The organism is Eisenbergiella tayi (assembly GCF_001881565.1).
Classification (GTDB): Bacteria; Bacillota; Clostridia; order Lachnospirales; family Lachnospiraceae; genus Eisenbergiella; species Eisenbergiella tayi.
Genome location: NZ_MPDJ01000004.1, coordinates 244942 through 265860, shown reverse-complemented (window position 1 = coordinate 265860; position 20919 = coordinate 244942). Strand labels below are relative to the sequence as shown.

Here is a 20919-nt window from a genome sequence, read left to right as displayed (position 1 = left end):
AATGAAAATGATACAGGTATCATGCAGTCAGGTAAAAAAATACTATGGAGCCCAGCTTGTCATTGAGAATATTACATTTGAGGTACAAGAGGGGGAACGTGTCGCCATAATCGGCAAAAACGGAAGCGGGAAATCCACGGTTCTCAAGCTGATCACACGCCAGGAAATGCCGGATGAAGGGACGATTTCAATTCGTAAAAATGCGGTAACGGGTTATCTGGAACAAATGCCGGAATACGGCAAGGGAATGACTGTAAAACAGGTATGCCGTCTGGCTTTTGAAAAGCTGGATGGACTCCGGGAAGAAATGAAACGTCTGGAAAGACAGATGGAAGCCCTTGCGGAGGAGGGCACACTATCGGAAGAAAATGCCGGCCATATGGATGAAGTATTAAAGAGATATATGGCTCTGCAGACAAAATATGAAACGGAGGGCGGCTATGAAACACAGGATCGCTTCGCCAGAATCTGCACAGGGCTGAAGCTGTCCGAACCCTTTTTGGAGGCGGAGTTCGACAGACTCAGCGGAGGTGAAAAGACGCTGGTATGCCTGGCAAAAACATTGCTCCAGCAGCCGGATCTTCTCATATTGGATGAACCGACCAACCATCTGGATATGTCCATGCTGCAATGGCTGGAAGAATATCTGAAAGCGTACCGGGGAACCGTGCTTCTGGTTTCCCATGACAGATGTTTCCTGGATGCGGTGGCATCGAGGACCCTGGAAGTGGAAAACGGCGTGGTGGAGGAATACCTGGGAAACTATTCTTACTACCTGGAAGAAAAAGAACGCCGTATGCAGCTGTGGCAGGATGCGTATAAAGAACAGCAGAAGCAGATAAAAAGTATGGAAAAGGCAATAAAAAATATGCGTATCTGGGCGGCGCAGGGAGATAATGAAAAAATGTTCCAGAGGGCGGCATCCATGCAGAAACGTCTGGATCGCATGGAAAAAGTGGAACGCCCCAAAAAGGAAGGACCAGGGATGCGGGTTGCCTTCGGGCAGGGGGAACGTTCCGGCAAAGATGTCCTTCATCTGGAAGGCGTGTCAAAGCGTTTCGGGGAAAAGCAGCTTTTCAGGAACCTGACCATGGATGTCCGCTATAAAGAACATGTAGCGCTTCTTGGCAGGAACGGCTGCGGCAAAACAACACTTCTCAGGATGGTTCTGGGAGAAATACCTGCGGATGAAGGTATCCTCAAATTGGGAGGCAGCGTGACCGTCGGCTATCTTCCCCAGCAGGTTCATTTCCCGAAGGAGGATGTGAGCGTTTTAGAAGCCTTCCGGGACGGGCTGGTGATCGGAGAAGGCAAAGCCAGGGAAGAACTTGCCCGATACCTGTTTACCGGGGAGAACGTATTTAAGAAGGTGGCGAATCTTTCCGGAGGGGAAAAAAGCAGATTATATCTTGCAAAACTGATGCAGACAGGGATTTATACTCCGCAGAACACATCGGATTCCGCAGCCGGAGGAAACGGCGAAAACAGCGGTAAAATCAATTTCCTGATTCTGGATGAACCTACCAACCATCTGGACATCATTTCCAGGGAAAATCTGGAAAATGCGCTGGAGCAGTTTGAGGGAACCTTGCTTATCGTTTCCCATGACCGTTATTTTCTGAATAAAATGGCGACAAGAATAGTGGAAATGACGGAAAACGGAGTATACAGCTACCAGGGCAACTATGAGGATTACAGGCATGAAAAGGCCAAAATGGAAGCATCGGAAAGCAGCGGAAGCGATGCTGCGGAAAAGAGCAGCCGTTCAGAAGAACGACGGACTGCTGTTGAGGCCCCTGTGAGAGAACCGGCACATCCGGCTGCGCAGGAAGAAAAACGCGGAGGAAAAAACCAATTCCGTCAAAGACAGCTGGAACAGGAAATAAAAACGCTTGAAGAAGAAAAAAGCAGGTATGAAGAAGAACTCGCCGCCGCAGGAAGCGATTATGAAAAGCTTATGGAAATGGAAGGCAGAAAGAAGGAAACAGAACGGCAGATTGAGGAGAAATTAGAAGAATGGCTTCTGCTGACTGAAAGCTGAGAATGAAATAAGCCGTGATACCCCGCTGCCTGAGCGGGGTATTTAAATTTTGTGATTGACAATAATAGTACTATATAGTACTATCCTATATAGGAGGAAAAGAAGTGAGAGCAACGAATGGAGGTTTTCTGATTTCACAGGTAAAGCAGGTACAGGGAAGAGTTTTTGATGCGATGCTGCAGGAAGCGGGAATTGAAGAGTTTAATGGCGCTCAGGGGCGCATCCTTTATATACTCTGGCAGGAGGACAATCTGCCAATTGTGGAACTCTCCCGGCGGACCGGACTGGCCAAGACCACTCTGACAGGAATGCTTGACAGAATGGAAGAGAAAGGTATCCTGGAGCGACGCTTTGATAAAAAGGATCGCAGACAGGTAAGAATTGTCCTTTCGGACAAGGCCAGGGAGCTGAATGATAAATATAACCAGGTATCCGATGCCATGAACGAACGTTTTTACCGGGGCTTTACCGACAGTGAAATCAAACAGTTTGAAGAGACTCTGGAGAGAATACTCCGGAATCTTACACAGGAATAAGGAGGGGAATTCCTATGCTGCAGTCAGTCAAGAATGATATCCGCAGGCTTGTGGAAAAATCGGGAAAAGTATATGTATCCTCCGTGGATGAGGCTGGCTATCCCAATACAAAAGCCATGTTCGCCCGTGAACACGATGGTATGAAGATACATTATATGTCCACAAACTGTTCTTCCCTGCGGGTAAGCCAGTTCCGGAAGAATCCGAAGGCATGTATTTACTACTGCAATGAAAGATTTTTCAAGGGTCTGATGTTTACCGGAACAATGGAAGTATGTACGGATCGGGAAACAAGGGAACGGATATGGCGCCGGGGGGATGAAATATATTATCCTGAGGGAGTGGATGATGAGGATTACTGTGTCTTGCGTTTTACAGCGGAGAAGGGTAATTATTATCATAATCTGATAAAAGAGATTTTTTCTTTGGAGGAACTGGAAGAAGAACAGGAGGAAAACTAATATGAAGGCAATGGGACCGGAAGAAGCATGTTTTTTTACACAACAAGTATATTTGATAGGAACCGAAGATGAAGATACAAGTCCCAGATTTGCACCTATTTCCTGGGTTAGCTATAGCTGGGGAAGTCCGGCCTGTCTGGTTATCAGTATTTATGGAACGAAGCAGACCAAGAAAAACATAGCCAGAACCAAACAGCTTACTGCAGCGGTGGTGACGGAAGATATGCTTCCTTTTATAGAACAGTGCAACAGACAGACCTATAGGAAAGAAGCCATGGAAAGTTTTCATGTCGATATTATCCAGGCTGAAACAGTGCAGGCGCCTATGCTCGCCGATGGAAAATTTACCTATGAATGCGAAGTTATTAACCAGGTTGAACTGGGAGAGACAACGACTTATTTTGCGAAAATCAATAAAATATGCGCTTCCGATGAGATACTTGCACTTGATTTTTTTGATCTGAGAAAGATTAAACCAGTGATTTATTCGCCGGAAAACTATTTTCTTCCGGGAGAACACCTTGGAAAGATTGGGGATTTTAGTAAATCGTAATCTGCCGGATTGGATAAGGATATATTGCTGCCGGTTAAACAAAACATCATTTATTTCTTGAATATGCTAAAAAAGTATGATAGAGTATTCGAAGATTGGAAATGAAGTTCTTCCATGGTACCGGATACCAACGGATTACCTAAACCGCTTGACAGCTGATGACTTCTGCGACAAATATTTCGCAGGGGCATCAGCTTTTTTGCTGTTGAAAACAGGAAGACGGGAGGAAAATAACATGTTATTAAGTCTTGCATTGATTTTTTTATGCGGCCTTGCGCTGGGAGGAATTTTCCGGAAACTGCATCTGCCGCAGCTGCTGGGAATGCTGCTTACGGGAATTTTACTGGGGCCTTACGTCCTGAACCTGCTTGACAGCTCCATTCTTGGAATTTCCGCTGATTTACGGCAGATTGCCCTGATCATCATACTTACCAGGGCGGGGCTGAACCTGGATTTGGAGGATTTGAAGAAAGTAGGCAGACCTGCGGCGCTTCTGTGTTTTGTCCCCGCTGCCTTTGAGATCGCAGGCATGCTGCTTCTGGCACCCCGGCTTCTTGGAATCAGCCTGCTGGAAGCTGCCGTTATGGGAACTGTGGTGGCTGCGGTTTCTCCGGCGGTAGTTGTACCGGGTATGCTGAAGCTCATGGAGGAGGGCTATGGGACCAAAAAGAGCATCCCTCAGATGATTATGGCAGGCGCATCCGTAGATGATGTATTCGTTATTGTCCTTTTCACTTCCTTTACCGGCCTGGCAGGCGGCGGAGGTATTTCTGCATGGGATTTCGTGCGGATTCCTGTTTCCATACTGCTGGGGCTGGCAGGGGGGATTCTCTGCGGCATACTGCTTGCCTTCTTTTTCAGAAAAGTCCATATGAGAGACAGCGTCAAGGTAATCATTATTCTGAGCCTGTCCTTCCTGCTTGTGACATTGGAGCATGCATTGACCGGCATTGTGGGATTCTCCGGCCTGCTTGCCGTAATGAGTATGGGAATAGCATTGCAGAAAGGAAGAAAGGAAGCTGCGGTGAGGCTGTCCGCCAAATATTCCAAACTGTGGGTGGCGGCAGAACTCCTCCTGTTTGTCCTGGTAGGAGCGGCAGTGGATATCCCTTATGCATTCAGAGCGGGAGCTGCTGCAGCGGCCGTGATCCTGGGAGTGTTGGTATTCCGTATGCTGGGAGTCCTGATCTGCCTGCTGGGTACGGAACTGAACAGGAAGGAGAAGCTGTTCTGTATGTTTGCCTACATGCCTAAGGCTACGGTTCAGGCAGCGATCGGTTCGGTTCCGCTGGCTATGGGGCTGGCATGCGGAAATATTGTCCTCACAGTGGCTGTGCTGGCAATTTTGATAACGGCTCCCGCAGGCGCATTTTTAATTGATTTTACCTATAAAAGGTTGCTCAGCAGATAGAATAAAGCGGCTTCCTTGAAAAAGTATCTCACTTCTTCCTTTTTCTATGGTACAATAAACATAGGGATTGCAAAAAGCAGGGAGGTGCGGCATGCTTTTTGATAAATACGGAGAATATCATAAGGAACAAAAAAAGGAATGGCAGATAGATAAGGGAATAAAAAGAGGGTGCAGTATCATCCGTATCTACTGTATTGTTTTTTCCCTGGCAGTGGCAGCATTTATAATAAGAACGGCCATATCTGTGAAGCAGGAATATCTGCGGCAGTTTACCACCCTTCGTTTTGAAACGATAGAGGGAAAGCAGGGAGACGGAACCGCGGCAGGAGGTTTTTTTGTGCTTCTGAAGGGGGCTGAAGATCTTGGAGCTTCAAACAGGGGGCTTAACAACCCTGTGGCTGAACATTTGCTGATGCTGGATTTCTCCGCAGAAAAAATAAAGCAGACACCGGAATATATTTCAAAAGTATACCTGAAGTATAATTTTCAGGGAAATCTGGTATATAAGGAAATTTCTGAACCGTATTTCAGAGATAAAATGCTGAATAAGCTTAATATAGACAGTACCAATATTCTCACGGACGATGGTTTAAGAGGGATTGGAGGGCGGCAGGCTTCCGAAGAGGGGCGTCTGTTCTTTTTCGTAGAGGAAGGCGCACAGAATATTCTCTGCTGTGTTGAAATAAGTGCTGAAGAGGAAGGGGCGGATCGCCTGAAATACCGCTGTATCATACCTGTTGTGCTGGGTGATGGGCAGGAAGGAGGCATGGCGGATGATGAATCCTGAGCTGGAATCGGAGGAAAGAAGGAAGAAAACCCGATACATAGGAAGGCATCTGGCTATAACTTTCCTGTGGTGTCTGATTCTCATTCTGCTGCCATATCTGTTTCTGCAGATTCTGAAGCACCGCCCATATTGGTGGCTGGCGGAGAATAAGAGCTTTATAGAAATGGAACAGATCTGTGTGGAAAAAATAGGAAACAAATACAATGGTTTTTATGCAGAACCGGGAACAGCTTATTATAGTGTACAGATCACATGGAAAAATCCGGCGAATGAGCCTGGGACATTACCCTATGTAGATATGGGAAGTGCGTCCGGAAATAAGGAAGAGCCTTCCATGCAGTGTCAGGTCTTTGATTACCGGGGAAAAGAAACCGGCGGAGTGATCGTTCCTCCCGGAGAAACCTATGAAGATGTAAGGATTGTCCAAATTGGTGAGGGGGCTGACCATTTGCTATTGGAACAAGGGGAAAAATGGCTGGGATATTCCCGAAACAAATACAAAATAACGCTTCCTGATAAGACAGGTGTTAAAAGCCTGCTTTATCGGGAGCAGCAGGAGACAGAATTGTGAATAACAGCATTTTGGAAGCAAAAAATGTAAGTAAGAAGTATGAAGGAAAAACGGTGCTGCAGGATATCAGTTTATTGGCGGGAAAAGGAGAGGCGATCGGCCTGGTAGGTGTAAACGGATGCGGAAAAAGTACGCTTTTGCGGATCCTTTCAGGTCTGAGTAATCCTTCTTCCGGTCAGGTTAGCTGTTCTCCGGGCATACGGATGGCATTGATCCCGGATCGGTACGAAAAAATAAATATGACTCTGCAGAAATTTATGGATCATATGTACCGTATGGAAACCGACAGGGAAAACAGGGATGAGATGGGACGCTATTTCCGGGAGTTTCATTTGGAATCCATGCTGGATACACCGATGAAATATCTTTCGAAAGGAACGCTTCAGAAAGCGGGGGTGATACAGGCTCTGCTGGGAAGAAGAGAGCTGCTGTTTCTGGATGAACCGTTGTCCGGGCAGGATACGCTGTCGCAGATGACACTGATTCAGGAGTTGAAAAAAAGAAAAGCGGCAGGAATGACTCTTATCATGGCCTGCCACGAAACATATCTTATCGAGGAGCTTGCCGACCGTATTTATGAAATCAAAGATGGGCGGCTGGAGGATGGGATATCATATGTATACGGCATACGCAGGAAAAAGGCAATTTTACTGGTAAAGTACGGAGAGGATTCCAGGCAGATAAAAGAAAGGCTTGAGAAGCAGTTCGGGGAATCCCTTTATGGGATGACGGATTATGGAAGCCTCTGCAGGCTGGAAGCAGATGTTCAGATTGCAGAAGAATTATTTCGATTTTTCGGAGAGATAAAATGGCATATAGTCAGATATGAGGAGGCAGAAGAGTTATGCTGAAGGAATTGTTCCGATTTGAAAGAGATAAATATTTCCATAGCAGCAGAATGATCCTTCCGCTTATCCTGCTGTTCTTTTATCTGGGCTTCGCCTATTCCATGGCTCCCCAGTATGTGCTGGACAGCTTCAGTATTTGTTCGCTGGTAGTATTCCTGCTGATGCTTTCCGTGGGGATTATGTATGATGATATCAATTATCCTATGATAGACCAGACTATATTCATAAAGACGGAAAAGAAGGAGCAGATTTTCGGCGCAAGATGTGTCCTGATTGCTTATATAAGCTTCGGAGCGTCCGCTGCATGCGTAGTGTATCCTGTGCTTGTGGATCTGGCAGGCAGGGGGAATCTGTTTATGCGGCCGCTTCGTCCTGAGGATCTGATATCCGCTTTCTTTCTTTTCTGGCTGATTGGGATCTGCGGAGGAGTTACCGGGCTTTTTGCCAACAGCCGTTTATTCAAAAAAAGAGAAGCGGCCCTGCTGTTAGGGGCCCTGCTGGGACTGGTGATTATTCTGAAAGGGCCTATCGGAGAGGAATTCCCGCCCACACGTCTGCTTACCTGGATTTTGCCGCCGGTTTATGACCTGAGCGTGAATTACTGTAAAGAGGATTATTTCTCCCTTTCGGCAAACGGGATATATTTCCTCTGGCTTGCAGGATATACAGGAATAGAAATTTTCCTTTATATATGGTTAATGAAAAGAAAAAAGTTTGAATAGGAACCTTTTCGGAATAATGAATGGAAAAAGAGCCTGTACCAACGCGGAATGAACCGTGGTACAGGCTCTTTATGTACGGTATATTAATCTTCAGAAAACCCTCAGTCCAGAATTCCGCGTACGGGGTTATGGGCCATGGCGGGGCCTCTTTCATAAGAGGTTTCCAGTTCCATATAGCGTCCTTCCCGGCTGCTTTTTTCAAAGGCAGTCATGATTTCCAGGACATGGAGAGTCTGGCTGCAGTCCGCCCGGCAGCCGCGGCCGCAGCGAAGGGCCTTCGCCATATCAGCCACACCCAGTCCGCGGCTGTTATCCTGATAATCAAATACCAGAGGGATTTCTTTAAAGCTTCCTTCTTCAGGACGCAGGAGAGTAATGCTTCCGCCGAACCCATTGGGATCGGGAACACGGAGGGTTCCTTCCGTACCGTAGATTTCCAGTTTGTCCTGTCTGTCATAATATACGTCAAAGGTGGTAGTAACCGTAGCGACTGCACCGTTTGTAAACTGGAGGATACCGTTTACGTGTGTGGGTACCTCCACGGGAACTACGGTTCCGCATTTGGGTTCACTGGTGATGGTACGTGTTTCAAAGCTTTTTGTGACCAGACCGGTCAACCCTTTTGCACTGCCAAGCAGATTAACCAGAGCGGTCATATAATAGGGACCCATATCCATCATAGGGCCGCCGCCATACTGATAATAAAACTCAGGAGAGGGATGCCAGCTCTCATGTCCGTGGCAGATCATCTGTGCTGTTGCACCGATGGGGCGGCCGATAAAGCCGTCATCAATCAATTTACGGCAGGTCTGGACAGCGGCACCCAGGAAGGTATCGGGAGCGCCTCCCAGCAGAAGGCCTTTTTCCTGTGCCAGAGCAACGAGTTCTTTTCCTTCTTCAAAGGTGGCAGCCAGAGGTTTTTCACTGTAAACATGCTTTCCGGCCAGAAGAGCCGCCTTCGTGGTTTCATAATGTTCAAAAGGCCGTGTGAGATTCAGGATGATTTCAATATCCTTATCCTGAAACATTTCTTCCATAGAAGAGTAGGCTTTGGGAATTCCATATTCCTTTTGCGCCTGTTCCATTTTTTCGGGGATTAAATCATATATGCCCACAACTTCTATTTCTCTGAACAGGCCGGTGAGGTTTTTCAGATAGATTCCGCTGATGGCGCCCAGTCCCAGAATACCGATTCTGACGTTTTCCATAATAGCTCCTTTTCGTTGTAAGTCTCTTTTTAGTACATTTTGGCTGTGTTTTTGAATCTTTCCGTAGTCAGTCCGTGTTCGGCGGCATACTGTTTTCCTTCTGCGGCCCACAGCATTCCTCTTTCCATCAGGATCTGTGCGGAAGGAGATTTATCAAATACGTCATCGTGATGACCGAGGGAGTTATAGAAGACTCTGCCGTTGCCCCAGAATTTAGTCCAGGCTACAGGCATATCAACCACTTTATTGGAGATATGATAATAAGGCACAACCGGGAAACGGGTGGTTGCCAGTACCTCTACCGCCGGATCCACATGCAGGTAATACTGTTCACTGCATACGGGGAAATCCTCCAGACCTTCCACAATAGGGCTGGAACCCTTGCGGATATTTACCTCATAGGAAATTCCATCGCCGCCGGGATGGCTTACCCACTGACCACCGGTCATAAATTGCCATTCCACATCATTGCGGAATGCATCGCACATACCGCCGTGGCAGCCTGCGAGCCCTGTTCCGGCAGCAACAGCCTTAACAATATTCTCACGAACCTTTGTATCTATCTCACCCATTGTCCAGCAGGGAATGATTAAATCCTGGCTCATTACAAGCTCCAGATCAAGCATTACCTCCTGATTGTCATAAATGACACAGGAATAACCGTTTTTCTCCATAATACCGGCAAATCTTTCCGCTATCAGATCCGGTTCGTGGCCGTCCCAGCCGCCTTTGAAAATCAATACCTTTTTTGTATCTGTCATTTGAATGCTCCTTTCTTCCTCATATAAGGAATCCCTTTTCTCTTAAGAAGAGTTTCTGTCTCCTGCGGAGAAGTTCTTTCTTCTTTGTGCTTGTATTATAGCAGGCCGGGGCGTATAATGATTGCCATAATGCAAATAGAAGTGGCCATAAATTGCTGTGATGGAATAAGAAACCGGATAAAATGAAATTTTCGGGATTTTCTGATCGGAACAGGAGCCTGTATGAATCCTTTTTATGAAAAAAGAAGCGGTAAACTGCAGATCGGAGTATCGGACAATATGAATTTCCCGGCTCATCTGCATGATGATGTAGAAGTGCTGTATTGCCTGGAAGGCGGAGTCCAGGTTTCTGTCATGGGAGAAACCCACCTGGTCGGCAAAGGGGAATGCGCCGTGATTTTTCCGGAACGGGTGCACAGTTATCGTTCGGAGGATAATAGCAGGGCGCTGTTGTTTATTTTCAGTACGGCTATGTCCGGTACGTATGGGAGGACTATCCAGAAATATTATCCGGAGAATCCGTTTCTGGAAAAGAAAGATATTCCGCCGGATGCGAGGCTGGCATTCAGGCGTTTATGCAGCGGGGATGTACAGAAGGATGATAAACTTTGTATCGCCTGGATTCAGGTGATTCTCGCAAGTCTTTTCCCGCGGTTTGAGCTCCGCGAGGATGAAAGACCGGAGGATATGGATCTCACATACCGTCTGGTAAGGTATGTGATGGAGCATTTTCAGGAACCCTTGTCCCTGGAGGAACTGGCAAGGAATCTGCATGTGAATAAATACTATTTGTCCCATACCTTTTCCAGCCGGCTGCAGATGAATTTCCGTGAGTACCTGAACCGGATCAGGCTGGAATATGCCATGCAGCAGATCCGTTCCACGAGGAAACCGCTGACGGAAATATGGGAGGATGCCGGTTTTGAAAGCCAGAGAAGCTTTAACCGTGTTTTTCATGAGGCAGTGGGGATGTCGCCTAAGGAATACCGGGGCCGGGGGTGGTAAAGGGCGGGGATAAATTAGAACAGAATTGCATATCGTTCTTTACGCAGGCGCATTTACGATATATAATGATAAAAGCTGTTGGACTGCCTGTTTTCATATACGGTAAAACCGGGCGGGCTTTTGTTTGGGTATTTGTAATAAAGGAGGGTGGTAATTTTATGACTACAGATATAACTTCTGCATAGCAAGGGCTATTGCAGATTTCGTGAATAGATACGTAATAGCCTTTGCTTATCCTGAATTCATATTTTTAGGAGGGCAGAATGGGCTACAGAAAGGCAGTGAAATTATTGCCGCCCGAGGTGGTGGCATTGATACAGCAATATGTGGATGGAGAATATATTTATATTCCGAGAAAGGAAGAGAACAGGAAAAGCTGGGGAGAATCCACGGATTACCGGCGGGAAATGGAAGAACGCAACCGTAAGATTTATGCTGATTACAAAAACGGCATGAATACGGAAATGCTTTCCGGCAAATATTTCCTTTCAGATAAAAGCATCCAGAGGATTATTGCGAATGAAAAAAGAAAATAAGCACAGGAAGAGGATTCCACAGCCTTTCGCAGGCGGGAATCCTTTTTCTCATTCTTTTTTCCTAAAAATAGGTGAGGAAGAAGTTGGGATAAAATTATGTTATCCTGTAATCAGCCGGCAAATACAGGGAAGAAGATACAGAAAAAACGAACTGAATTCTTCCGAAGAGGGAGGACAGCTTTATGATGAAAGATATTTTTTGTGCGTAGCAGAGGCTATTGCATGAAATTATAATATATGGCGCTTTCACTCAGAATGAGGAAGGCATTCCAGTCAGTAAATATAAAGATAGTGAGAATAGCTTCTGCAGTTTCTAATCGCAAAAAATAGAAACAGGAGTTGCAGATGAGCTATATAAAGAAAGAGGAATGGACCATTCTGCCGGGAGAAGCCCCTGCTATACGCAGGAACTGTTCCGGCTGCCGGAAAAGCAGTATATTCAGAAGCAGCGGAAACTTCCGGATGAATGCCAATGGAAATAAACTGGATGTGTGGCTGATATACCGCTGTGAAAAATGTGATACAAGCTGGAATATGGATATTTATACAAGAACAGCACCAGGAATGCTTGGGCAGGATTTGTATAACCGGTTTCTGGAAAATGATGCGGATACAGCCCTGGAATTCGGATGCCGGAAGGAAATTCTCAGCAGGAATAAGGCGGAGGCATTATGGGAACAGGTACCGCTTAAGGTGGAGAAAACGTTCCATGAGGCCAAAGATGCCAGTGAGACATTAGATTATGCAGAGAGGATGATTTCTGCGGAAAATACAGTTCCCGTGGAAAGGATAGTTTCCGTGGAAAGAATAGTTTCCATACACAATCCTTATGAAATTCCGATGCGCCTGGACAAGCTTCTGTGCAGGGAATTGAAATGTTCCAGAAAGGATGTTGTCTGTCTGGAGGACAGCGGAGGTCTGTACATCAGGACAGGAGGGAAGGACAGCAGGTCCAGAATCCCTATATATATGGAAGCAGAGATCAGGGAGCCGTTCCCGCGGGGATAACCGCGGGAACGGCTCCCCGTTTTTTGAGCTGTAAATCCGGTGCGGTTAATTTATTGGATTCTCCGAAAAAAGGCAGTGTAAAATAAGGTAAGGCTGGCTTATTTGATTTTCTCAGACTTGACTTATAAATATTACAGATGTAAGATATGAAGGGTATTTGTATTGATACTGGCCGTGTATTTTGTCCGGGCAGACATCTTTTATGTATAACCAGTGAACAGCAGGAACAAAAGGAGGTTTTATAGTGAAATACAGGAAGAAAAAGCTCCTGATTTTACTTTCCTTTCTGGCATTGGCCGGATGCGGCAGCAGGGCAGATGCAGAAGGGGAAGCAGGAGAAATAATAGATGAGCGTCCCTCGGCAATGACAGAAATTGCCGCAACTGTTTCGGATAAGGAGGAAGCAGGGGAAGTTTCGGAAAATGACATTGTCAGAGAGACAATAGACATAGCTGAATCATGCCGGGATATTTATGAAAAGGCAGTACAGGAAAATACAGCAGGCAATCAGGAGCTGGTGCGGGAACTCATAGGCCGCCTTGGAGAAATCGGATATGCCGCAGTGGATACGGAGAATCAGATTGACATGGTAAACTCCGGGCTTATAAAACAGTTCTGCGGTAAGGTTGAGGAAAAGCAGGGAGCAAAGACGACGCTTTTTATTGTGATGGAAAACGGTGATTTAATCCGTAATGAACTGGATACTGCCGGAGGAGAGGTGGATGTTACAAGGCTTGTGTTGAATTGGAAGGATGGGAATCCGGATGTAAGCTATCAAAATACGTATCAGGCCTATTCATGGACGTATGAAGATGACGGATATCTGTTTTTTGAGGAATACTGCCCGCCGGGATTTGATGGCGCCCCGGGGTATACGGCTGTCCGTGTGGACCCCCTGGATCCGGATCTCCGGGAGCTGAACGACAGGTATATTCTTCCTGTGGGTTATGGGCTGAACAACATGTTTACCTCCCATTGGAGTGAAGAGAACTTCGGGGAACTGAATTTCTATGATTTGTATGAACGGATGTATCAGATGAAGTATGGCAGCGGGCCTTTTGCCGCCGCCATTGACAGTGAGGCTTATCAGGTGCCGGAAGAAATTTTTGAAGGCGTATTTATGACGTTTTTCAGGATAGACAGTCAGGTGCTGAGGAGGAGTACGGTTTATCTGGATCAGGATAAGGCTTATCAATACCGTACGAGAGGCCAATACGATTTTGCCCCCATTCCCGGTGTGCCTTATCCTGAGGTGGCGGCCTGCGAAGAAAATCCGGATGGAACAATCAGGCTGACTGTGAATGCGGTATGGCCGAAGGAGCATCTTGCACGGGCGTTTTCCCATGAAGTGGTAATCCGTCTTTTGGAAGACGGCAGTTTTCAATATGTATCCAATCATGTGATACCGTCAGAGAAGAATGTGGAGCCGGTCTGGTATACGGACAGGCTGAGTGACGAACAGTGGGAAGAATACTACGGATAGAGTGCTTTCTCCTGTAATTCCAAGGTGAATAAAGAACAGCAATTGCTGTATATGCCAGCCGGGTTGGAACGGCTGGCTTTTTTTGCCGGTTTATGCCATGTAGATTGTGTATAATGCGCATGATTGATGCGAAAATAACAATGTTTAGAAACATAATAATGAATAAATTAATAAAACCATATGAGCGGATATACAAAACTAAAAAAATAACACATTCTGCAATAAATATTAAGTATATTTGCACAATTTTAATTTATATAATAAGCTTGTTAACAAAAAACGTATTTATATTGTGGAGGGATTCGTTATGAAGAGAAAATTTGTAAGTATTGGGTTAGCGGCTCTTTTGGCAGTGTCTCTGTTGGCGGGCTGCGGCGGAAAGGGCGCTGCGGAAACCGGAAGCACAGGGGATACCAAAGCTGTACAGGAGGCGGATAATACCGGAAATGCAGAAACAACAGGGGGCGGTACCGGCGAACAGGTCACTATTAATTTTCAGACCTGGAATCCCGGGGAAGGGGCGGCTATTGATGAGGTAATCGCAGCTTTTGAAGAAAAGTATCCGAATATCAAGGTGAATCATGTATACATGCCCTATACCGATCATGTGGAAAAATTGAAAATTGATTTAGCCAGCGGAGAGGGAGCGGATGTATTCGGAATGCAGACCGGCGCGACGATCAAGGAATTCCGTGATTTTGAAATGGATTTAACGAGCTATGCGGAAGAGTCCTGGGGAAGCAGCTGGAAGGATCAGTACATGGACTTCTGTATGGATCTTCTGAATGAAGACGGCCATTATTACGGTCTTCCGCTTGGCCTTACCTATGCAGGCTTTACCTGGGCGGATGTAAATATGCTGAAGGAATACGGTCTGGAGGTGCCCACCTCTTATGATGATTTGAAGGAATGCGCGAAGGTACTCCGTGAAAACGGACAGTATCCGCTGACTATCGGAGCTAAGGATGCATGGATTAATATTGATACCTGGATGAGTATGGCAAATGATATCAATCCGGAAAAGCTGTACTCTGCCATAGAAGGGGAGACACCCTTTACGGATCCTGATTTGGTGGAATCCTTCCGCATCTGGCAGTCCTGCTTTACAGAAGGGATTTTCCAGGACGGAGCGCTTGGGGTAGGCGTTTATAATGATACCTCAGACCTCTTTGAAAAGGAAGGAAGCATACCCATGATTCAGAATGGATCCTGGTCCGCAGGCTTTTATGTGAGCGGTGATCCGGATCAGAACCGGGTTTTCAACTCGGAAGGGGCGGATCATGATATTTTCCTTATTGACTGGAATAACGACGGCAAGGTATGTCCGGTAACGGCATCTGTGGATGTCTGCCTGTGTATGAATAAAAATACCAAAAATCCGGAGGCTGCCTGGACTTTCATTGACTTCATGCTTCATGAAGGGCAGGATATTCTGATTAACCGTTATTTTTCATACTGTCCTTCCAGAAAGGATCTGGAGCTGAATGTAGAGGGAATGAATCAGGATGGATTGGATAACCTGGCATACATTGTGGAACAGTCAGAGAATAACCTGGGCGGATACCGGGAAATGGCCTATGCGGATTTGAAGCAGGTTATCAGTGATCAGCTGACCGTCCTCGCATTGGGAGATGCAACACCGGAAGAAGCGGCGGCGGCAATTGAAGCGGCTTCCCAGGCACAGGCCAGATAAAATAAGCAGCAATATGCGGTTGTGCCATAAAAAGAGGGCGCCCGTTACCGCGAAGAAGACGGGAAGGGGCGTCCTCCTGAAGGAGGGAAGAGCCATGAAAAAGAAATTCTGTTCAGGGTATTTGTTTATCCTGCCTATCGTCATCCTTTTTCTGATATTTATTGTATATCCTATCTGCTATAACTTTTATATCAGCTTTTATGAATGGAACGGTATCAATATCGACAAGGTTTTTGTGGGACTGGAAAATTATAAAAATGTGCTCCGGGATCCCATCATGCAGAAAATCATCAGAAACTTTGTTATTTTCGCTTTGTTTACGATTATTATTCAGGCATTCTTCGGTCTGGTATTTGCCGACTTTTTCATAAGAAAATTAAAATTTGCATCTTTCTACAGGATCATTTTTTATATACCGGTAATAGCAACCCCTGCGATTGTCGGAAATATTTTTTCGAAAATCTTTGAAACGAACAGAGGATACCTGAATGTATTTCTGCGTTTCCTGCATCTGGATGGCCTGTGCCAGCAGTGGCTGGCCGATCCGAAATGGGCGCTTGCCTGTATCATTTTTGTGAATATCTGGCAGTGGACGGGATACAGTATGCTGATGTATTACGCGAATATGCTGAACATTCCCCAGGACCTGTACGAAGCGGCAACTATCGACGGAGCCGGACAGATACAGCAGTTTGCCAAGATCACCTTCCCTCTTCTCAGAGGAACCCATTATACGCTGTTCATCATGGGAATGCTGGGATCGCTGAAATGTTTTGATCTTCCTTATGTGCTGACCAGAGGGGGCCCGAATTATGCCACAGAGTTTTTTTCCACTTATATTTACAAGCAGTCCTTTAATCTGTTCAAGCAGGGGCCGGCATCGGCAATTGTAATGGTGATGTTTGTGATAGCCATGGTGATTACGCTGATACAGCTGAAATTTTATTATCGGAATGATAAGGATAAGGAGTTGGCGGGCTGATGAGAAAATCTTTGTTTTTTAAAATAGCAGGACAGCTGATCTGTATCCTGGCAACGGCGCTTTTTCTGTTTCCCCTGGTTCTGATGCTTATCCGTTCTTTTAAAGGGGAAGGCCTGCATAATTATGTAAGGGTTTTTGAAACCGTGAATCTGGCGCCGAACTTTCTGACCAGCATTACCGTAGTATTCGGTACGCTGCTCATTGTTTCTGCGGTGGCGGCCATGGCGGCCTTCGCGTTTTCCAAGCTGGATTTTCCGTTTAAGAAGGCTATTTATTATATGCTTCTTACCGGAATGATGATTCCTACTTCAGCGCTTATTTTCCCATTGTTTCAAATCGTAAAAGGGCTTAAAATAAATAATACACCTTTTTCCCTGATTTTTCCTTATGCCACACTGAACTGCTGCTTTAACCTGATGGTGCTTAAAAATTATTTTGACGCACTGCCGAATGAACTGATGGAATCGGCCAGGATTGACGGGGCGGGAAAAGGGCGGATATTCATAAGCATTATGATGCCGATAGCGGTTCCGGGACTGGCCTTTGTGCTGATTCAGACCTTCCTTTCCGCCTGGAATGAGCTGCAGATGGCCATGATTTTTATTAATGACACTTCCCTGCAGCCGATATCGGTGGTTCCTCTGCGGTTTACGCAGACAGCGGGGGTGCAGGGGTTTCCGCTGGAGGTGATGTATGCGGCGCTGGTGATTTGCCTGAGCCCGATTGCCGTATTTTATGTATTCGGGTCCCGGTTTTTGATAGCGGGGCTGACACAGGGAGCCATAAAGGGATAGACAGCAATTGACAGGAAATCCCGGCAGCTTGGTATGCCGCCGGGAAAGGCAGGAGGATTTTCCCATTATGAAAGGCGTTCCTTTTATTTTCCGGATACGCAAAAGCCTGAGTACTAAAATTACAGTGATGAATGCAGGGATCATTCTGCTGATTTTTATCAGTCTGATATTGACTACGGTATCGATCAATTATCAGCTTACCCTGGAAAATGAAAAACAGAAAATGAATGTGTATATTTCCAACACCCTGAGCTCTATTGACAATAAGCTGAAGGATATGGGGAGGGTTTCACTCATGACCTATTCCGATGAGAGGACCCAGGAAATATTGAAAAATTATGATTCCTTTGCGTATGCGGAGCAGCTGGATAATGTGGAATATCTGAGGAAGCTTTACACCTCGCTTATCACCATACGGGAGGATATCAATTCGGTCTATATTTTTGATTTGGATTCCCTGGTCTTCTGGCAGGATAACCTGGATCCGTCCATGCGGAGAAATATGGATATGTCCGTATTCCTGAAACGGATGGAAGAATGGGAGAGCAAGGAAAGGAGCGTGTCGGGCTGCCGTCTGGTGGTCGGGGTACAGCCGGATTTCATGCGCTTCAACACAAGATACCTGGAAAATGAATATACCAGACACTGTATCTATCTGGTGAGGGAGATCAAAAGCTTTTCCCCGAATGAACCGATTGGGCATATCCTTCTGATCACCACGATGGAAAATATCAGGGAAGTCCTGAACGAATATCTGGATAAGGAAGTGGAATACACGCTTCTTACGGAGGAGGGGGATATTGTCTGCGATGAAGAGGCGGAATACCTGGGGAAAAATATAAAAGATGCTTTTCCGGAAATCTATCTGCGGATGAATGAGGAAAAAGGAGTGTTCCGGGAACGGATCAGAGGAACAGACTGTCTTGTTACCTATCAGAAATCCCAATACAGCGGTATGATACTGGTGACGAGAAGGGCGATCGCTCTTATTTGGAAGGATGCCATGCGTTTCATCGGTGTTACGGTTGCTGTTTTCCTTGTGATTTTGGGAATCACCGTAGCCATGACTTTCCAGGGAACCAGGAAAATGCTTCGACCTCTTACCATACTGACAGATTCAATGGCACATTTTAACCAGGATGACATGGGGATGCGTTTTGTGGTTGCCTCAGAGGATGAAACGGGCAGGCTTGTGGCGTCCTTCAATAAAATGATGGATATCATTAACCAGCTGATAGAATCGGAATATGAAGGGAAGGTACGTCTCAAGGAGGCGGAATTGAAGCAGCAGAGGATGTCCCTGCTCTATCTGAAAAACCAGATCAACCCTCATTTCCTTTATAATACGCTGGATACCATCCGGATTAAGGCGGAACTGAACGGAGATAAGGAGGTATCCGCCATGATCATGCAGATGGTTGATTTTTTCCGGCTGAGTGTGAAGGCGGACAGCCAGATGGTGTCGGTAAGCCATGAGATCCGTTTGATACAGGCTTATCTCAAGCTGATGTGCTGCCGGTACCCGTTCCTGAACTGTGAATATGAAATAGACGAGTCGCTTCTGGATGTGGAAATGCCTAATTTTATTCTGCAGCCCCTGGTTGAAAACAGTGTCATGCACGGGCTGCGGGGAGTGGGCTATCGGGGGACGGTGCGGCTTTCGGTCAGCAGGGATGAGACGGATGGTGAAAATATTGTTATACGTATCTATGATAATGGGGCGGGATTCTCTCCGGGAACCCGGAGCCTGCTGGAAAATGTCCTGCAGAATGCAGGGGATGATACCTGTGAAACAGGTACGGAGGAAATGCACATAGGCATTGTCAATGTGCAGAGAAGGCTGAAGATGTTTTATCCGGACACCGCAGGTTTGTCCTATCAGGATAACCCGGAAGGCGGGGTTACGGTGACATTAATAATTAAGAGCAATGTAGAAAGAGAGGGTTTGTAATGAGAAAACTGGATTTTGCAACCTACAAAGACAAGGTTATGGGCTGCTGGGCCGGCAAAAATATCGGCGGTGTGCTGGGGGCGCCGTTTGAGGGAAAGAGACAGGTGAATGACATTTCCTTCTATACGCAGGATCTGTCCATGGGGCCTCCGCCCAATGATGATCTGGATCTGCAGATTATCTGGCTGGCGGCGGTGGAGCGCTATGGAAGGAATGTGAATGCTTCCATATTGGGTGAATACTGGCTTTCTTACTGTATTCCCAACTGGGTGGAATACGGGACGGGAAAGGCGAATCTGCGCGCAGGGCTGCAGCCGCCTCTGTCAGGGCTGATTGACAATACTTACAAAGACAGCTGCGGCTGTTATATCCGTTCGGAAATATGGGCCTGCCTGGCTCCCGGTAATCCCGAGCTGGCGGCGCGTTATGCCTATGAAGATGCCATCGTGGATCATGAAGGGGAGGGCATGTATGGGGAGATTTTCTTCGCGGCCCTGCAAAGCGCGGCATTTGTTGAGAGCGATAAAAGAAAGCTGATTGATATCGCACTGTCTTACATACCGGAGGAAAGCAAAACGACGGCTGCAATCCGCAAAGCCATGGAATGCTATGACAATCATATGGAATTTACGGAGGCGCGCAAAGCGATTCATAATACGGCTCCCGGTACCTTTGGTGTTCAGAGCGGAACGATTCAGGATATCCCTGCGGAAGGAAATGAGGGCATGGAAATCGGTGCTCCCGGCTTTGATGCTCCGGAGAATGTGGCGTTTACCATTGCCGGCTGGCTTTATGGAGAGGAGGATTTCGGAAAGAGCCTCTGCATGGCGGTGGCCTGCGGAGAGGACACGGACTGTACCTGCGCCACCCTGGGGGCTGTTCTGGGAATTATCGCCGGTGCGTCAGGGCTTCCTGAAAAATGGACGGCGCCTCTGGATGACAAGATAGCCACACTCTGCATCGACAAGACGAGCGGAGGCATCTGGGTGCCCTCCACGGTTACGGAACTTACGGAACGGGTGATGCGCGCGGCGCCCGGTTTCCTTGGCCAGGATATCTGTGATATCTTTGCGGACGGAGGCATGACTATCGATTGTAAGGAAGGAAACGAACTCTACTGCAAGAGAACCTCCGATTACATTCCGAAAATCAACGGAAACGGCAAAGACGAAGCGCTTCCTGTGAAGGATCTGTGCAGCCTGTCCCCTTATGTGGTGAGATATTCCTTCCCGGCCTTTAATATCATGGTGGATTATGAGGACTCGATCTTCTTTAAATCCGGGGAAACCAGGAAAATAAAAGTGACTGTGACGAATTCCCATACCATGAGGCAGCAGCAGTGGGCGAAGATCAACGTTTATATGCCGTCGGGAGTGGAACTCTTAAATGGAAAAGGCTATACCCTTCCATTAAATAATCTGTATGGCTCCAAAGCCGAAGTGGAGATTGCATTCAACACGGATCTTTATGACGGCGGAAGGCTTGAGTTTGTTGTAGAGGTATCCTTGGAAGGAAGACATTCTTCCGGAGCTGTAAAAGTAACGCTGATGCGGGAGGCATAAAGAATA

General features: G+C 46.6%; 20 protein-coding genes and 1 riboswitch. Of the genes, 18 read left to right on the top strand and 2 right to left on the bottom strand.

The features are described from left to right. Nucleotides 1–7 precede the first annotated feature (7 nt). The 9 genes from abc-f (at nt 8) to BLA28_RS15800 (ending at nt 7930) form a co-directional block, all read left to right on the top strand. Nucleotides 8–2041, top strand: a complete 2034-nt coding sequence (gene abc-f / locus BLA28_RS15840) for a ribosomal protection-like ABC-F family protein (RefSeq protein ID WP_069158630.1) — start codon at nt 8–10, stop codon at nt 2039–2041. A gap of 104 nt (nt 2042–2145) precedes the next feature. After that, entirely contained in the window at nt 2146–2577 is a 432-nt protein-coding gene (locus BLA28_RS15835; RefSeq protein ID WP_044962712.1) for a MarR family transcriptional regulator, read from the top strand. Between the two features lie 14 nt (nt 2578–2591). After that, entirely contained in the window at nt 2592–3038 is a 447-nt protein-coding gene (locus tag BLA28_RS15830) for a pyridoxamine 5'-phosphate oxidase family protein (protein ID WP_016359749.1), read from the top strand. 1 nt (nt 3039) lies between these two features. Further along, a complete protein-coding gene (locus BLA28_RS15825) occupies nt 3040–3591 on the top strand; it encodes a flavin reductase family protein (protein WP_069158135.1) in 552 nt (183 codons plus the stop codon). An 88-nt stretch (nt 3592–3679) separates the two neighbouring features. Beyond that, nucleotides 3680–3766: riboswitch (Fluoride riboswitch) on the top strand. Nucleotides 3767–3826: 60 nt separating this feature from the next. Further along, a complete protein-coding gene (locus BLA28_RS15820; RefSeq protein ID WP_069158134.1) occupies nt 3827–5002 on the top strand; it encodes a cation:proton antiporter in 1176 nt (391 codons plus the stop codon). Nucleotides 5003–5093: 91 nt separating this feature from the next. Then, complete coding sequence (locus tag BLA28_RS15815) at nt 5094–5789, top strand: hypothetical protein (RefSeq protein ID WP_069158133.1); 696 nt, start codon at nt 5094–5096, stop codon at nt 5787–5789. After that, nucleotides 5776–6360, top strand: a complete 585-nt coding sequence (locus tag BLA28_RS15810) for a hypothetical protein (RefSeq protein ID WP_069158132.1) — start codon at nt 5776–5778, stop codon at nt 6358–6360. The genes BLA28_RS15815 and BLA28_RS15810 overlap by 14 nt, the downstream gene beginning before the upstream one ends. Beyond that, nucleotides 6357–7211 carry an ATP-binding cassette domain-containing protein gene (locus BLA28_RS15805; protein WP_069158131.1) on the top strand — a complete coding sequence of 285 codons (855 nt, stop codon included), beginning with the start codon at nt 6357–6359 and terminating at the stop codon, nt 7209–7211. Before BLA28_RS15810 ends, BLA28_RS15805 begins: the two co-directional genes overlap by 4 nt. Beyond that, nucleotides 7205–7930, top strand: coding sequence for a hypothetical protein (locus BLA28_RS15800; RefSeq protein ID WP_069152590.1), 726 nt, complete (start codon nt 7205–7207; stop codon nt 7928–7930). Before BLA28_RS15805 ends, BLA28_RS15800 begins: the two co-directional genes overlap by 7 nt. Nucleotides 7931–8031: 101 nt before the next feature. On the opposite strand, the gene BLA28_RS15795 is transcribed toward BLA28_RS15800, so the two are convergent. Together BLA28_RS15795 and BLA28_RS15790 are read right to left on the bottom strand one after the other, a co-directional pair. Then, nucleotides 8032–9138, bottom strand: coding sequence for a Gfo/Idh/MocA family protein (locus BLA28_RS15795; protein ID WP_069158130.1), 1107 nt, complete (start codon nt 9136–9138; stop codon nt 8032–8034). A 29-nt stretch (nt 9139–9167) separates the two neighbouring features. Continuing rightward, complete coding sequence (locus BLA28_RS15790; protein ID WP_069158129.1) at nt 9168–9899, bottom strand: ThuA domain-containing protein; 732 nt, start codon at nt 9897–9899, stop codon at nt 9168–9170. Nucleotides 9900–10121: 222 nt separating this feature from the next. On the opposite strand from BLA28_RS15790, the gene BLA28_RS15785 reads away from it, so the two are divergent. The 9 genes from BLA28_RS15785 to BLA28_RS15735 all read left to right on the top strand — a co-directional run bounded on the left by BLA28_RS15785 (nt 10122) and on the right by BLA28_RS15735 (nt 20913). After that, entirely contained in the window at nt 10122–10904 is a 783-nt protein-coding gene (locus BLA28_RS15785) for an AraC family transcriptional regulator (protein WP_069158128.1), read from the top strand. A 263-nt stretch (nt 10905–11167) separates the two neighbouring features. Then, nucleotides 11168–11440, top strand: coding sequence for a CD3324 family protein (locus BLA28_RS15775; RefSeq protein WP_069158126.1), 273 nt, complete (start codon nt 11168–11170; stop codon nt 11438–11440). A 345-nt stretch (nt 11441–11785) separates the two neighbouring features. Beyond that, on the top strand, nt 11786–12448 hold the full coding sequence (locus tag BLA28_RS15765; RefSeq protein ID WP_069158124.1) for a DUF1062 domain-containing protein: 663 nt from the start codon (nt 11786–11788) through the stop codon (nt 12446–12448). Nucleotides 12449–12692: 244 nt separating this feature from the next. Next, nucleotides 12693–13931, top strand: a complete 1239-nt coding sequence (locus tag BLA28_RS15760; RefSeq protein WP_242880619.1) for a DUF6070 family protein — start codon at nt 12693–12695, stop codon at nt 13929–13931. A 307-nt stretch (nt 13932–14238) separates the two neighbouring features. After that, nucleotides 14239–15624: an ABC transporter substrate-binding protein gene (locus BLA28_RS15755; RefSeq protein WP_069158123.1), complete on the top strand. Its 1386-nt coding sequence runs from the start codon at nt 14239–14241 to the stop codon at nt 15622–15624. A 94-nt stretch (nt 15625–15718) separates the two neighbouring features. Beyond that, nucleotides 15719–16606: a carbohydrate ABC transporter permease gene (locus BLA28_RS15750; RefSeq protein WP_069158122.1), complete on the top strand. Its 888-nt coding sequence runs from the start codon at nt 15719–15721 to the stop codon at nt 16604–16606. Beyond that, on the top strand, nt 16606–17400 hold the full coding sequence (locus BLA28_RS15745) for a carbohydrate ABC transporter permease (RefSeq protein WP_009252487.1): 795 nt from the start codon (nt 16606–16608) through the stop codon (nt 17398–17400). The genes BLA28_RS15750 and BLA28_RS15745 overlap by 1 nt, the downstream gene beginning before the upstream one ends. A gap of 67 nt (nt 17401–17467) precedes the next feature. Then, on the top strand, nt 17468–19351 hold the full coding sequence (locus BLA28_RS15740) for a cache domain-containing sensor histidine kinase (protein WP_143131504.1): 1884 nt from the start codon (nt 17468–17470) through the stop codon (nt 19349–19351). Further along, nucleotides 19351–20913 carry an ADP-ribosylglycohydrolase family protein gene (locus BLA28_RS15735; RefSeq protein WP_069158120.1) on the top strand — a complete coding sequence of 521 codons (1563 nt, stop codon included), beginning with the start codon at nt 19351–19353 and terminating at the stop codon, nt 20911–20913. Before BLA28_RS15740 ends, BLA28_RS15735 begins: the two co-directional genes overlap by 1 nt. The last annotated feature ends 6 nt before the right edge of the window (nt 20914–20919 follow it).

Excerpts from the sequence above, each read along its gene's own strand:
- abc-f (WP_069158630.1), top strand. The coding sequence starts at position 8 with ATGATACAGGTATCATGCAGTCAGGTAAAAAAATACTATGGAGCCCAG.
- BLA28_RS15830 (WP_016359749.1), top strand. The coding sequence starts at position 2,592 with ATGCTGCAGTCAGTCAAGAATGATATCCGCAGGCTTGTGGAAAAATCG.
- BLA28_RS15825 (WP_069158135.1), top strand. The coding sequence starts at position 3,040 with ATGAAGGCAATGGGACCGGAAGAAGCATGTTTTTTTACACAACAAGTA.
- BLA28_RS15820 (WP_069158134.1), top strand. The coding sequence starts at position 3,827 with ATGTTATTAAGTCTTGCATTGATTTTTTTATGCGGCCTTGCGCTGGGA.
- BLA28_RS15815 (WP_069158133.1), top strand. The coding sequence starts at position 5,094 with ATGCTTTTTGATAAATACGGAGAATATCATAAGGAACAAAAAAAGGAA.
- BLA28_RS15810 (WP_069158132.1), top strand. The coding sequence starts at position 5,776 with ATGATGAATCCTGAGCTGGAATCGGAGGAAAGAAGGAAGAAAACCCGA.
- BLA28_RS15800 (WP_069152590.1), top strand. The coding sequence starts at position 7,205 with ATGCTGAAGGAATTGTTCCGATTTGAAAGAGATAAATATTTCCATAGC.
- BLA28_RS15795 (WP_069158130.1), bottom strand. The coding sequence starts at position 9,138 with ATGGAAAACGTCAGAATCGGTATTCTGGGACTGGGCGCCATCAGCGGA.
- BLA28_RS15790 (WP_069158129.1), bottom strand. The coding sequence starts at position 9,899 with ATGACAGATACAAAAAAGGTATTGATTTTCAAAGGCGGCTGGGACGGC.
- BLA28_RS15785 (WP_069158128.1), top strand. The coding sequence starts at position 10,122 with ATGAATCCTTTTTATGAAAAAAGAAGCGGTAAACTGCAGATCGGAGTA.
- BLA28_RS15775 (WP_069158126.1), top strand. The coding sequence starts at position 11,168 with ATGGGCTACAGAAAGGCAGTGAAATTATTGCCGCCCGAGGTGGTGGCA.
- BLA28_RS15765 (WP_069158124.1), top strand. The coding sequence starts at position 11,786 with ATGAGCTATATAAAGAAAGAGGAATGGACCATTCTGCCGGGAGAAGCC.
- BLA28_RS15755 (WP_069158123.1), top strand. The coding sequence starts at position 14,239 with ATGAAGAGAAAATTTGTAAGTATTGGGTTAGCGGCTCTTTTGGCAGTG.
- BLA28_RS15750 (WP_069158122.1), top strand. The coding sequence starts at position 15,719 with ATGAAAAAGAAATTCTGTTCAGGGTATTTGTTTATCCTGCCTATCGTC.
- BLA28_RS15745 (WP_009252487.1), top strand. The coding sequence starts at position 16,606 with ATGAGAAAATCTTTGTTTTTTAAAATAGCAGGACAGCTGATCTGTATC.
- BLA28_RS15740 (WP_143131504.1), top strand. The coding sequence starts at position 17,468 with ATGAAAGGCGTTCCTTTTATTTTCCGGATACGCAAAAGCCTGAGTACT.
- BLA28_RS15735 (WP_069158120.1), top strand. The coding sequence starts at position 19,351 with ATGAGAAAACTGGATTTTGCAACCTACAAAGACAAGGTTATGGGCTGC.